Below are 13,728 nucleotides of genomic sequence, written 5' to 3' on the forward strand. Positions count from 1 at the left end.
GTTGTTGCATTTTATTGAATACTGATTTTTCCAGTTTTATTTTTTCCAGTTTTAGAAGTGATTTTGTAAATGTAAATACCACTTGATAGACTTGGTAAAGTGATAGAATTATTTTTGGTAGTAAAGGATTGTGATACAATATTTTGCCCGTTCAAGTTAAAAAGAGAGAAAGAAGCTTCTTCTGCTTTAGTTTCAATATTAATGTCTTGGTTTGGTTTTAAAGCCGTTGGATAAACAAAAAAATCACTTTTTCCCAGAAAAATAATATCAATAGCTGTTGAATTTACTGTTGTATTATCATCTAGTGTCAGTTGCACCCTGTATTTATTGAATCCTTCTGATGGAGCCAGATCATCTAGTGTGAAACTTTTAGATAAAAGAACATTTTTCGATGTCACAAGTATTTCTTTGTTGTTGACTATTCTTAAGAGTTCTACCTTTTTTATTTGAAATAGACTAAAAAGATTGGTTGAGACTGTAATTTGATTTTCGGTTGCAATTTCGGCATTTACAAATTCAAAATAACAATTGGAGTTATTTTCATACCGTAAAGTAGATTCGCTTTTTATACCCTCAATAGATTTAAAATTAGGAGAAACAGCATGGATTTTACCGTTTCTATAAGTGTAGGTGGAGTTAGTTACTTGCTCTTTAAACACAAGTTTATCATCAACTAATTCATAAATGTTAAAACTAGTTACTGTTTCTGGTTTAGTCCAGTTGATTTCGGTTACTCCATTGCAAACTAATGAAGTTGTGGTATTTAAATCATAAGAAATGATAAAATTATCTGAAATAAAGTCTTCATCCCCAATTTTCATTTTAAGTTTTGCTTTCGTAAAAAGTTCTTGAGAGGGTAGGTAAAGGTATTGATTTGTATTAGGATTGATATTAGTAGCAATAGTTTCCCAGGTTTGTCCTTCATTGTAACTTATTGCTAAATCTCCAGTGTTATTTTCAATTGTAGTATTCCACTTAAAAGGTGAAGCTGTTTTTCCGTCTAATGGGAAATTATCATTTAAAATAGGATAGTTCCATTCAAATGAGTTTTTTATCTCATAATCATAAACAATACTGTAATCTTGAATAGCATTATTGCTTAGAGAATTGTTAACAACAATAGTGTAGGTTTGAAATTGTGGATTTTCTAGTTCTATTTGTTCTACTGTATTTATTTTATCTACGCCTTTTTTAGCGGGTTCTTGAGGTAAATCTGGGTTTAAAACCCAGGGTAAAAATGTTTCTGTTGGTGAAATTAATTCCAAATCTAGATCATGAATTAAACTTATATTAGTATTTGCTGGTGCTGGAGGATCTGTCCAAACAAGGGTTATCTTAACGTTTTTACTATTTTCAGGAACTATTATTTGATGGTTATTTTTTTGACCTGGAACACTTTTGCCTGTTATAATTCTATTTTTTTCAATACTGTTTAAGCATTTTAATGCGTTTATGTTACCAAAACCGTATGTAAAATCAGGGCCTTTGTTACCTAAATCCTTTGCGCTATTTATTAAAATGGCTTTCGCGGTTGCATTTTGTAGCTGAGAGGTGTATTTTTTTTCGTACAGTTCTTTCATTAAGGTAATTATTCCTGTTGTGATAGCTGTAGCATTTGATGTACCTTCTGTACTATAGGCTACAATTTCGGGTTTGATTCTACCGTCATACGCAGGTCCTTTTGATGAAAATGACATACTTTTTTCACTAGCATTTACACTTCCAACCACAATACTGTTTTTTGATTGTTTAAAATTTCCTGTGATGCTTTTAAAACCTTCTACACCTTTGTTTCCAGCAGAAAAAACATGACTGATCGTTGGATTTTCATAAAGTGTTTTGTCATAAACCGAGGCTAGGTTACCGTAAAAATTTTCGATTGTTGTTCCGTAAGAATGATTTTGAACCGTGGCTCCTTGTAGGCTTGAAATTTCATCTGGAAATAAGGAAAGAAAATTGGAAGACTGAACTTTTGCTTGCGGTGCAACACCTTTTCCAAGTACAGAACTATTTCCTAAACCTGCAACAATAGTTGCCATGGCTGTAGCATGCTGTGATATTTGATTAGATTGCGTGCTTGACTGAATGTGTTTTTGTAGTAAATCAACATCATTAGTGTCAAAAAAGGCATCTTTTACAGATACAATTTGGTTAAAACCATTAATATCAGCAAATTTTTTTCTGGCCCCATTGATTTGGTTAACACTAAAGTTTTGATCTATAATTTTAGATTCAAATGAAGGATTATAAGACTCTAGTGTTACTGACAAAACATCGTTCAAAGGGATGATTTGGTTAAGTATTGTTTTATAATTAGCTTCAACAAGTACTACATTGCCTTGGGGGGTAGTTTCAATTTTTAAGGCATTGAGTTTGTTAATTACATTTTTTACGCTATCAGTAACTATTGTGTATTTTTTTTTTGAAGAGTGAAATTTTAAACCTGTGGGTAATTTCCATAAATCGTTTAGAGGTAGTGAACTAAGTTTGTGGTTTTCAAATTCTTTTTTTGAAAAGGAAATCACACTAAATTTTGAATCTAATTTTTTTATAATCTTACAATTATTAATAAGCGCATCTTGCGTATTTGCAAGATAAAATTGCGCTAAATTTTTATCTCTTTTTTCTCTAATAAATTTTTTCCATTTTTCTTCTGTTTGTGCAAAAAGGATAAAAGGAAAAATAATGGCAAGTATGGTATATTTAGTTTTCATCAACTTTTTTGGGATGTTAAATAAAGTTTTTAAATCTTATTATAGTGTAAAATAAGTGTTATTAATTTATGTCTAAATCAGATATTTTTTTTTAAATAAAACACTTCGAAACTAGGTTTAATTCCATGTAAAAAGTTTTTTTTTAAATTTTAATTCTTACAAAAAATACGTTAAAAATTTAAAATAAGCCATTTTAAATTTAAGAATTTTATTTAAATTAAGATCGGGCACAGCTGATTATAAAAACCAAATTTAATCAAATTAAATAGAACTTGTTTTACATAAATTGATAAATAATTCAAATAACCTGATTTTGTTATAATCATATTCGCAGAAAGTGTTTTTATTTAACAATTTGATTGATGTATTATTAAAAATACAAAATAAGCTTAAAACGTATTTGCTGGCTTTGCGAGCTTTTTCAATAAAATAATATAACATTATATGTTAAAATTGTTATATAAATATTTTTATTGTATTCGTACAAAAATAATTGTCTAATTTCGATGTAATGATTTTGTAAAGTGTTCACATATACAATTCATTAATTAACCCAAATATAACCAAAACAATGAAAAAAATTAAATCAATTTTAGTAATGTCATGCGCAGTTATGGCATTTGTATCTTGTAGTAAAGATGATGAAACCAATCAAACAAAACCTGAGGCTAACAAAATAACCCCTGAAATTCTAGCTAAAATTAGTGCTTTATCTTTTAATAATAAAGACGTTCAAGTGGTGAAGCATACTAATCCAAATGGAACAACAGAAGATGCTTTCTTAATAGAAGGCGATATTGTTATGACTAAAGATCAATTAAATAAAATGGACTTGCACGGTGGTATAACTACTGAGCAGTATCGTACTAATAACCTTGTTTCAGGACCTAGAACTATTAGAATAGTAGGTTTGTCAGGAACGGGTGCTTCTGCACTAAGTGCTAACATGCGTTCTGGATTGCAGGCGGCTGTAAATAGATACAACAATTTAGGTTTAACATTACGTTTTTCTTTAACTTTTAGTTCTAGTACAACCGGAGCTAATATCGTAGTTAGAAGAGCCTCTGGTGGTGCAGGAGGAGTAGCTGGATTCCCTACAGGAGGAAATCCGTTTAACTCTGTGACGTTGTATTCTGGAATGGATACGTATTCATCAGCAGTTAATTCACATGTTGCTGCTCACGAAATAGGACACTGTATAGGTTTGCGTCACACAGACTGGTTTAGCCGTCAAAGTTGTGGACAAAATTCAAATGAAGGAACTGCTGGCGTGGGAGCTGTACATATTCCAGGAACACCAACAGGTTACGATGCTACATCTTTAATGAGAGCTTGCTTTAGTGGAAGTGATACTGGAGCATTTAATGGTAATGATGTTACTGCTTTAAATTTCTTGTACTAATTATTTTCGTTGAACACTTTACAAAATAAAAAAAAAGGCTGTTTCCATAATGTGAAACAGCCTTTTTGTTATAATTTAATCTTCGTTCAACCCGCCAACCTCTTTTATTTGATCTAAAATATTTGTTTGGTTGGGTGAAATATAATTTTTTATTTCAGGTGTGATTTCTTTTTTGAATAGCAAGTCAAGAGCATTGTATAACTTTAAGAGAACGTCTTTGTCTTCTTTAGCAATTGAAACCGAATTGTTAAAATCGAAAACATAGTTATTAGAATTTCGTACTTCTACTTTTATTGTTTTTGGCGTGATTTTAAATTTTACGATGTCCATAATGCTGAAAATTAATAATGATACAATTTATTTGCAGTTTTGTGCTTTTCGATATTTATTTATTCAAAAGCAAAGAAAGATTAAAAATGAAAAGTGTTGTTTATTTTTTTGCAAATAATTTTTTGAATAGCATTACAAAACCTAGTGTTATTAAACCTATGAATAAAGCAATAACAAATTCAGTAAGGATAGAAGGAATTTGAGGAAATAGACCATGTAAAAAAGGGATTTCATGAACAAATATTCCACCTGCAACTAATAATAAAGCAATGGTGCCAATAACTGATAAACTCTTTATAACTACAGGTAATGCTTTTACTAGGACATTACCAATTTTTGCACCTATACTATTTTCATTTTTACTCATGCTGATTAACTTGAGACCCGCTTCGTCCATACGCACAATAAGACCTACGATTCCGTAAACTCCAACTGTGGCAATTAATGCTATAATTGATACTACCATGATTTGAGAAGTGATAGGTTTTCCAATAACAGTTCCAAGTGCAATGATTACAATTTCTACCGATAAAATAAAATCAGTAATGATAGCTGATTTAATTTTTTCTTTTTCAAATGAAAGTATCTGCTCTTCGGTCCATTCTGTAGTTGTAAGCTCTACTTTTGCATGTTCGTGAGGGAAAAAGTATTCGTAGATTTTTTCGGCTCCTTCATAAGCCAAGTACAAACCACCTAATACCAAAATTATGGTAACAGCTGTTGGTAGAAAATAACTGAGCACAAATGCAATTGGTAGAATTATTATTTTATTAAGCAACGAACCCTTAGAAATAGCCCATAAAACAGGTAATTCTCGGTTGGAAACGAAACCGGAAGCTTTTTCAGCATTCACTGCTAAGTCATCACCTAAAATCCCAGCTGTTTTTTTTGCTGCTATTTTGCTCATTACAGCTACATCATCCATCATTGCTGCGATATCATCTAATAATGCGAAAAATCCTGATGCCATTTTATTTTTTTTAAGTTTATTAAAAAATTGAATTACAAATTGTAGAAAATTTTCTTTCTGTTTTTTGTTTTGCGAAGCTAAAACTTTTTATTCAAACTTTAATTCTTAAAATGTCAAAATGTATGTATTCTACACTTATAAAATTGCTTTTTACTCTTTTCAGAATCTATAGTCATGTACCAATTTATCTTGTAATACTTTATTTAAACAAAAAACCACCAGTTCAAAACTGGTGGTTTTAATAAATATTAGGAAACTAACTCACTTTGATTCCTAAAGACTAGTTTGTTATCAAATGCATCAAGCAATATAATGCTATCGGTAGTTATTTTTCCAGCAAGGATTTCTTTGGATAAAGCATTAAGGACTTCACGCTGAATGACACGTTTTACTGGTCTGGCACCAAATTGTGGATCATAGCCTTTAGTACTTAAATAGGCTATTGATTCTGGTGTTGCATCCATAGTGATGTTTTGTAGTGCTAGCATTTTTGTTACAGATTTTAGCTGTAAACTAACAATTTTAGTAATGTTAGCATTTGTCAAAGGAGTAAACATCACAATTTCATCTATACGATTAATAAATTCTGGTCTGACAGTTTGTTTTAATAAACCTAATACTTCAACTTTGGCTGCCTCGGTAGCAGCCTCAATACTGCCTTTTAAATTTTCAAATTTATCTTGAATGATTTGGCTACCCATATTAGATGTCATGATGATAATGGTATTTTTAAAATCAGCAAGGCGACCTTTATTATCTGTTAAACGTCCCTCATCAAGTACTTGCAATAAAATATTGAAAGTATCTGGATGTGCTTTTTCAATTTCATCCAATAAAATAACAGAATATGGTTTTCTGCGTACGGCTTCTGTTAGTTGCCCGCCTTCTTCATAACCCACATATCCTGGAGGTGCCCCCACTAATCTACTTACGCTATGGCGTTCTTGGTATTCGCTCATATCAATTCTGGTCATAGCGTTTTCATCATCAAATAAGTATTCGGCTAAGGCTTTTGCCAATTCGGTTTTTCCCACTCCGGTTGTCCCAAGGAAAAGAAACGTACCCACTGGTTTTTTCATGTCTTGTAATCCGGCGCGACTTCTTCTTACAGCATCACTTACGGCTTCAATGGCTTCCTCTTGACCTACTACACGGCGGTGTAATTCTTCTTCAAGATGTAAAAGTTTCTCTCTTTCTCCCTGAAGCATTTTTTGCACAGGAATTCCAGTCCATTTTGCAACAACTTCAGCAATATCCTCGCGTGTAACCTCTTCTTTAATTAAGGAACTTCCACCGGCTTGATTAACAATAAGTTCTTGATGTAAAATTTCAAGTCGTTCTTGAGCTTCTTTAATTTTACCGTAACGTATTTCGGCTACTTTTCCGTAATCTCCATCGCGTTCAGCGCGTTCCGCATCATATTTATAATCTTCAATTTCTTTTTTAATCAATTGAATGCCATCAACAACGTCTTTCTCTGATTTCCATTTGGTGTAAATCGTGTTTCGATCTTCCTTAAGATTAGCCAGTTCTAGACCAAGAGATTTGAGTTTACTTTCATCTTTTTCTCTTTTAATGGCTTCAATCTCAATTTCAAGTTGCATTATTTTTCGATCCAAAACATCCAGCTCTTCTGGTTTTGAGTTAATTTCCATTCGGATTTTTGAAGCTGCTTCATCCATTAAATCGATGGCTTTATCTGGTAAAAATCGGTTTGTGATGTAACGTTGGGATAATTCAACAGCGGCAATAATTGCTTCATCTTTTATTTGAACCTTGTGGTGTGTTTCGTATTTTTCCTTAATACCACGAAGTATGGAGATAGCACTATCAGTATCAGGTTCTTCAATTTGGACTTTTTGGAAACGTCTTTCTAATGCTTTATCCTTTTCAAAATATTTTTGATATTCGTCTAATGTAGTTGCCCCAATAGCGCGTAATTCTCCACGTGCCAATGCTGGTTTTAAAATATTTGCCGCATCCATAGCACCTTCGCCGCCGCCAGCGCCTACAAGCGTGTGAATTTCGTCAATAAACAAAACGATGTCTCCATCGGCAGCGGTAACCTCTTTTACTACTGATTTTAGGCGTTCTTCAAATTCGCCTTTGTATTTAGCACCCGCAATTAATGCCCCCATATCCAATGAAAATACAATTTTATCTTTTAGATTTTCAGGCACATCTCCATCTACAATTCTATGTGCTAATCCTTCAGCAATGGCAGTTTTACCTACTCCAGGTTCTCCAACTAGCATAGGATTGTTCTTAGTACGACGTGTTAAAATTTGTAATACACGTCTAATTTCTTCATCGCGACCTATCACAGGATCTAGTTTGCCAGATTTAGCAAGTTCGTTTAGATTTTTGGCATATTTATTCAAAGAATTATAGGTCTCCTCAGCAGAAGCCGAGGTTACACGTTCTCCTTTTCTTAGTTCATCAATTGCGGCTTTCAATCCTTTTTCGGTAACACCTTGATCTTTTAAAATCTGAGACGCTTTAGTCTTCGAGTTAAAAATAGCAAGTATCAAGTGCTCTACCGAAACATACTCGTCATTCATTTTTTTTGCAATTATTTCGGCTTCGTTTAGCGTGGTATTTGCAGTTCTAGAAAGCATTATTTCGGCACCAGTAACTTTCGGGAAACTTTGAATTGTACTTTCAAGTATTTGAATAAATAAGGGAACATTTACATTTTGTTTTTTTAATATAAATGGTGCTACGTTTTCATCAACTTCTAAAATAGCTTTAAAAAGATGTTCGTTTTCAATTTGTTGCTGTCCATAGCTTTGTGCTAATTGTTGCGAAAGTTGGATAGCTTCTTGAGATTTGATGGTAAATTTATTGATATTCATTTTTTTAGTTTTTGCAACAAGTTTTTGCTTGTTTTGTTAGTAAAATACTTTAATCACAGTTTCTTGTTAATTTATTTTATCTTTGTATCTGATTATTCAATTAATATTCCACAGTAAAATTACAGACAAAATGGCTTATTAAATATGATTTATATCATATTGAACAGACAAAATGACTGAAAAACCGACAAATTATGAGTTTTTTTAAAAATATTTTTGGTAGTAGTGATTCTAATGACCAAACTAATTCAATGACTTGGGAGCCTTTGCAAGCATTAGAACAACTAGATGAAATAGTAGCCCAATCTCAAGTAAAACCTGTTGCCATTTTTAAGCATAGCACTCGTTGTAGTGTGAGTAGAATGGCTTTGAAACAGTTTGAGAATGAGTTTAACTTTCCTGAGAAAGTAACTCCTTATTTTTTAGATTTAATTGCTTTTAGAGATGTTTCTAATGAGATTGCTTCCCGCTTTGGGGTTACACATCAATCACCACAATTGATTTTGATTAAAGATGGTAAGGCGGTATACAATGTTTCTCACAGCGATATTGATGCAGGAGAATTGGGAGCTAAATTATAGTCGCAATAACCAATCAAAGAAATTGCCAAGGATTTACAAATTTTAGTTTGTTTATCCTTGGTTTTTTTTTAATAAATTCCTCCAGAACCTCCACCACTGAAATCTCCACCACCAAATTCCATTGGAGATTCCACCGTAGTTTCTGGTTTTAATCCCAATTGTGTCGCCATAAGTATTTCGGCTGTGCCAAATAGATTTCCTTGCGAGAAACGATCTGGTTGAAAAGTAACACCATTAGTATTGTTTTTAATCTTTTTTATGGCAAAAAAAGTAAAAGCAAATAATATCAAACCACCAATGGTTAGGGCAATTTCAACAGATAAAACAGCATAGTAAAAACGAATGGTGTATATTGAAAAACAAAGAGCTAGGATTCCTATCCAAAGCATAAAGCGGTCTTTTTTGAATAAAGACAAAACCAAATAACTCACTGGAACTATAAACGTAAATCCATAAAAGAAAATGGCAAACGGAATATCGTTATTTGCAGTAACAATTACACCCATTAATTCTCTTGAAAGTTCTCTAACCACCATATAATTTCCTGATATATAGAATAAAATCAGTGCAAAAGCTTGGGTAAAAATAATGCCATTGTAATAAAATGGAAGTGTTAATTTTGCTAGTAGTTTTTTGCTGCTAAAATAGATAGCAATTGTAAAAAACATCATAGTAAAAGGCAGTATCGTTTTTGCGAAAGCGCCTAATTCAAACATCAAGAAAAGTATTGAACAAGTGAGTGTTACACAAAATAAGATAGCCATTGACAGCTGTACATATCTAAGATAACAAAGCAAGGAGGTTACTGATAGTATAAGGGAAATGGTAATTTCGTTTCCTTCTGTGGAAATACCTATTGCAATTGCTAAGCACAATTGAGCGCCTAATAAAAAAGCATCGTCAAGGCCATAACCATAATATTTTTGATTGGTTAAAACTTCAGCGCCAATGAATCCAATAATGGCAAAAAGATAAACCAGAAATTGATAATTTTCATTCATTGAATCTAGGCTAATTAGAGTAAGAAAGCCACAAATGGAGGAATATAAAAAGCTCCCTAACAGAAAAAATCCAATTCGTATTAAGATGTTTTTTTGACTTTTAAGTACAGTTAATTTTTTATCAATTATGCGAAACTGACTTTCATCTATAAATCCGGCTTTTTTTAAAGAGTGACCTTCTGAAACTAGAAACTCTTGCTCTAATTCGGTTTTGTTATATTGCATCATGACTAGCTTTTTTATTGAATTGTTTAATGAGTCGAATAAAGTAAATGATAGAACCAATAAAGTAAAAGGGAACTAAGAAAAAGAAAGAGATAAATAATTCGCTATCAATATTGCTGAATTCTAATAATTTGAACAAGAATATATTTAGACCGATATAGGCATAAATTAAGGTAAAGACAAACAATGAAACCGATTTAATGAGGTAACTGCTACGGTAAAAATAGTAGCAGGAACCAGCCAATAATATTATAAAAATTCCCCAATAGCTATCGAATAAATTATTAATACAAGCAATGCTAATAATGTGCAAAGCAAAAGTGAGAAATACTAAGTTAAAATGTTTTTTTAAGTCATTTTTTGAACTGTAAATAGTCCAAATTATTAATGAAATACCCAATAATATAGCTGAATAGCTCAGGGTATTGTTTTCGTTAAAATCATTGTGAAGTAAAGACTGTGGAGAAACGGATAAACCAATATATGCTGCTAAACCCGTGATTGCGATTGATAAGATACTTTTATTGTCAAAATAATAGGCACAGAAGAAAGCTATTACAGTAGGAACAACAGTAGCTAAGCCGTAATGGGTACCAAAAACAGCATATTGAAATTGAAGGTAGCCGATAAAAATACAACTTAATAGTACTGCTGCCAAAATGAGGTAATCAAAAATAGGATTTTCAAATTGAGTTTGTTGTTTTTTAAATCCGATGGCGTTTTTAAAACTAAAGTAAAAACAAAAAACGGTAATCAACAATAATATAGCCAAAATAGCGATGTGTCCAATGCTATCTATGTTTTGGTAAATTAAAATACCGATACCTGAAGTAAATAGTAATACAGAGGCGTACAAAAATAATTTAAGCTCAGTATGTAATGAAAAAAGATTTAAATTTCGGTAGGCCTGTACTTGATTATATTGTTCAGGGGTTATTAATTCTTTTTCTAAAAGACTTTTCGTTGCCTCTTCTTCAAATTTTTTCATACTCATACTATCTTGAAATTTAAACTCAAATATAGGTTTAAAGTGTTAACTTCTCAATAAGAGTATAATTTATTAGTGTTGAATTTTATTGAAACGAAAAAATCCATTCTTTTTACAGAATGGATTTATGAAAATAGTTGTGATTGATATTTAGTAATAGGCCAATCTCATTTTCTCTATAATCTCGTTCAAACATAGATTGTTAATACTGCCTTCATGTGTGTGTTTGGTTTCTTTTGGGGATGTAAAAGTTCCGTTTTCCAATTGTTCTGCAACGGCTTTGTATGCATCTCTAAAAGGCATTCCAGTAACTACCATTTCATTTAAAGTGTCAACCGTAAATAAATAATTGTATTTTGAATCGGCAAGAATATTGTCTTTTACTTCAATGTCTTTTATGGAGAAAATTGCAATATCTAAGCAGGCTTTCAGGTTTTGAATGGCTGGGAATAAACCTTCTTTTAATAATTGCAAATCTCTGTGATAACCACTCGGTAAGTTGTTAGTAATTAAAGTAATTTCATAAGGTAAGGCTTGAATTTTATTGCATTTTCCTCGAATTAACTCAAATACATCCGGGTTTTTTTTGTGTGGCATGATGCTGGAACCTGTTGTAAGATGAGATGGTAGTGTAATGAAATCAAAATTCTGACTCATATACAAACAAACATCCATAGAAAATTTAGCCAAAGTTGCAGCCACACTACTCATTGCAAAAGCAACTGTTTTTTCTGATTTTCCACGGCTCATTTGAGCGGCTACTGAATTGAATTTTAAAGTTTCAAAACCCAGTTCTTGCGTCGTAAAAGTTCTATCAATAGGGAAGGAGCTGCCGTAGCCTGCGGCTGAGCCTAATGGATTTTGATCTACAATTTTCAAAGCAGCATTCAACATTGTAATATCATCAATCAAAGTTTCGGCATAAGCAGAAAACCACATCCCAAAAGAAGATGGCATTGCAATTTGTAAATGGGTGTAGCCTGGCAATAATACATTTTGATGTTTCTCTGCTGATTCCATCAGTAAATCAAAAAGGCTTTTTACTTGAGCTTTTAACTCTTTTACTACATCTTTTAAATATAAATTAACATCTACTAAAACTTGATCGTTGCGGGAACGTGCGGTATGAATTTTTTTTCCTACATCGCCTAATTTTTCTGTTAGCAAATATTCAATTTTCGAATGCACATCTTCAAAGGAATCTTCGATTGTGAAATTTCCAGCAGCAACATCAGCAATAATCTCTTTCAATGCAGCTACTAACATATCTGTTTCACTAGCTGTCAATAAACCAATGTTTCCGAGCATTTTAGCATGTGCAATTGAACCTAAAGCATCGTATTTTGCTAGAACCAAGTCCAGTTCCCTGTCGTTTCCCACAGTGAAATGCTCAATTTGTTTATCTGTTGGTATTCCTTTTTCCCAAAGTTTCATATTGTTTTTTGTTTCAGGTTTAAAGTTTCATCTTGAAACTTGCATGATCTATAGGAATCGTTTTCATAGCCCCGATAATAGTGAAAATCCTTTTATTTTTTTTTCTTTAAAAAAATAAAAGATTGTAACGGATAGCGGGAATAGCTCCTAGTCATTTTATTGTTTGAAAAAATCAGTTAGTATCTTGATATACAATTGGATTCCTTCTGTTATTTCATGTATAAATATAAATTCGTTTGCGGAGTGTGACCGCAGGGTTTCACCAGGTCCTAGTTTCAATGATTTGCAACTCAAAACCGATTGATCTGAAAGGGTAGGCGAGCCGTAGGTGGTTCTTCCTAATGCGATTCCGGCCTGCACCAATCCATGAGAAACAGGAATGGAAGAAGCGTTTAAATGCATGGATCTTGGATTAATGTCTGCAGCAACATTTGCTCTTACAGTTTCTAGAATTTCTTGATTGCTGTAACAATCATTTACCCTGATATCTACAACTAAATGGCATTCTGCTGGAACTACATTGTGTTGTTTTCCGGCATTAATTTGGGTTACAGTCATTTTAACAGGGCCTAAAACCTCTGAAATTTTTTCGAAATTGTAGCTGTTAAACCACTCGATTACGGGAATTGCTTTGTAAATGGAATTGTCAAGATTTTGATGTGCGGCATGACTGGCGGTACCTTTTACGATGACATCGAGAACTAATAAACCTTTTTCGGCTATGGCCAATTGCATTAAAGTGGGTTCGCCTACAATGGCACAATCTAGTTCAGGCAAGTGCTTTAAAACACTGTTTAATCCGTTTTTTCCACTGCTTTCCTCTTCTGCAGAGGCTACCATCACCAAATTATAAGGTAAATTTTCATGGGAATAAAAATGGACAAAAGTGGCTAAAAGAGAAACCAAACACCCGCCAGCATCATTGCTGCCTAAACCAAATAATTTACCCTCTTTTTCAATGGCTTGAAATGGATCATTGGTATAGCCTTGATTTGGGTTTACCGTGTCGTGGTGAGAATTCAATAGTAGCGTAGGCTTTGTAGCATCAAAATGTTTGTTGAAAGCCCAAACATTATTATTCTCGCGTTTAAAAGGGATGTTATTTTGTGTAAACCAATTTTCGATTAAAATTGCTGTTTGATCTTCTTCACTGGAAAATGAAGGTGTTTCAATTAGTGCTTTTAATAGCGCAATGGCTTCTTGTGTAAGGATTTCTATGTTTTTCATA

At 32.6% G+C, this 13,728-nt stretch carries 10 protein-coding genes; 2 read left to right on the top strand and 8 right to left on the bottom strand.

Annotated elements, in window-relative coordinates:
* Window positions 1–11: 11 nt before the first annotated feature.
* A complete protein-coding gene (locus LQ189_RS06195) occupies window positions 12–2,714 on the bottom strand; it encodes a S8 family serine peptidase (protein WP_230155081.1) in 2,703 nt (900 codons plus the stop codon).
* A gap of 571 nt (window positions 2,715–3,285) precedes the next feature.
* Between LQ189_RS06195 and LQ189_RS06200 the strand changes: the two genes are divergently transcribed.
* Window positions 3,286–4,116 carry a M57 family metalloprotease gene (locus tag LQ189_RS06200; RefSeq protein WP_230155083.1) on the top strand — a complete coding sequence of 277 codons (831 nt, stop codon included), beginning with the start codon at window positions 3,286–3,288 and terminating at the stop codon, window positions 4,114–4,116.
* A gap of 75 nt (window positions 4,117–4,191) precedes the next feature.
* Here LQ189_RS06200 and LQ189_RS06205 read toward each other — a convergent pair whose 3' ends face one another.
* The 3 genes from LQ189_RS06205 to clpB form a co-directional block, all read right to left on the bottom strand.
* On the bottom strand, window positions 4,192–4,446 hold the full coding sequence (locus LQ189_RS06205; protein ID WP_230155085.1) for a hypothetical protein: 255 nt from the start codon (window positions 4,444–4,446) through the stop codon (window positions 4,192–4,194).
* Between the two features lie 100 nt (window positions 4,447–4,546).
* A complete protein-coding gene (locus LQ189_RS06210) occupies window positions 4,547–5,416 on the bottom strand; it encodes a DUF808 domain-containing protein (protein ID WP_230155087.1) in 870 nt (289 codons plus the stop codon).
* 248 nt (window positions 5,417–5,664) lie between these two features.
* Complete coding sequence (clpB, locus tag LQ189_RS06215) at window positions 5,665–8,271, bottom strand: ATP-dependent chaperone ClpB (protein WP_230155089.1); 2,607 nt, start codon at window positions 8,269–8,271, stop codon at window positions 5,665–5,667.
* A gap of 194 nt (window positions 8,272–8,465) precedes the next feature.
* Here clpB and ytxJ point away from each other — a divergent pair, with 194 nt between their 5' ends.
* Window positions 8,466–8,852 (top strand): bacillithiol system redox-active protein YtxJ, encoded by a 387-nt coding sequence (gene ytxJ, locus LQ189_RS06220; protein ID WP_230155092.1) that lies wholly within the window; start codon window positions 8,466–8,468, stop codon window positions 8,850–8,852.
* Between the two features lie 68 nt (window positions 8,853–8,920).
* Here the strand turns inward: ytxJ and LQ189_RS06225 are convergent, their stop codons facing one another.
* The 4 genes from LQ189_RS06225 to LQ189_RS06240 form a co-directional block, all read right to left on the bottom strand.
* Entirely contained in the window at window positions 8,921–10,081 is a 1,161-nt protein-coding gene (locus LQ189_RS06225) for a hypothetical protein (RefSeq protein WP_230155094.1), read from the bottom strand.
* Window positions 10,068–11,066, bottom strand: a complete 999-nt coding sequence (locus LQ189_RS06230; protein ID WP_230155096.1) for a DUF2157 domain-containing protein — start codon at window positions 11,064–11,066, stop codon at window positions 10,068–10,070. The genes LQ189_RS06225 and LQ189_RS06230 overlap by 14 nt, the downstream gene beginning before the upstream one ends.
* A 150-nt stretch (window positions 11,067–11,216) precedes the next feature.
* A complete protein-coding gene (argH, locus tag LQ189_RS06235) occupies window positions 11,217–12,500 on the bottom strand; it encodes an argininosuccinate lyase (protein ID WP_230155098.1) in 1,284 nt (427 codons plus the stop codon).
* Window positions 12,501–12,656: 156 nt separating this feature from the next.
* Window positions 12,657–13,727 carry a M20 family metallo-hydrolase gene (locus LQ189_RS06240; RefSeq protein WP_230155099.1) on the bottom strand — a complete coding sequence of 357 codons (1,071 nt, stop codon included), beginning with the start codon at window positions 13,725–13,727 and terminating at the stop codon, window positions 12,657–12,659.
* Window position 13,728: the final 1 nt, after the last annotated feature.

This window comes from Flavobacterium sp. CECT 9288 (genome assembly GCF_918731615.1).
GTDB lineage: Bacteria > Bacteroidota > Bacteroidia > Flavobacteriales > Flavobacteriaceae > Flavobacterium.

Coding starts and splice junctions, on each gene's coding strand:
- argH (WP_230155098.1), bottom strand. CDS start 12,500: ATGAAACTTTGGGAAAAAGGAATACCAACAGATAAACAAATTGAGCAT.
- LQ189_RS06240 (WP_230155099.1), bottom strand. CDS start 13,727: ATGAAAAACATAGAAATCCTTACACAAGAAGCCATTGCGCTATTAAAA.
- LQ189_RS06225 (WP_230155094.1), bottom strand. CDS start 10,081: ATGATGCAATATAACAAAACCGAATTAGAGCAAGAGTTTCTAGTTTCA.
- LQ189_RS06200 (WP_230155083.1), top strand. CDS start 3,286: ATGAAAAAAATTAAATCAATTTTAGTAATGTCATGCGCAGTTATGGCA.
- ytxJ (WP_230155092.1), top strand. CDS start 8,466: ATGAGTTTTTTTAAAAATATTTTTGGTAGTAGTGATTCTAATGACCAA.
- LQ189_RS06210 (WP_230155087.1), bottom strand. CDS start 5,416: ATGGCATCAGGATTTTTCGCATTATTAGATGATATCGCAGCAATGATG.
- LQ189_RS06205 (WP_230155085.1), bottom strand. CDS start 4,446: ATGGACATCGTAAAATTTAAAATCACGCCAAAAACAATAAAAGTAGAA.
- clpB (WP_230155089.1), bottom strand. CDS start 8,271: ATGAATATCAATAAATTTACCATCAAATCTCAAGAAGCTATCCAACTT.
- LQ189_RS06195 (WP_230155081.1), bottom strand. CDS start 2,714: ATGAAAACTAAATATACCATACTTGCCATTATTTTTCCTTTTATCCTT.
- LQ189_RS06230 (WP_230155096.1), bottom strand. CDS start 11,066: ATGAAAAAATTTGAAGAAGAGGCAACGAAAAGTCTTTTAGAAAAAGAA.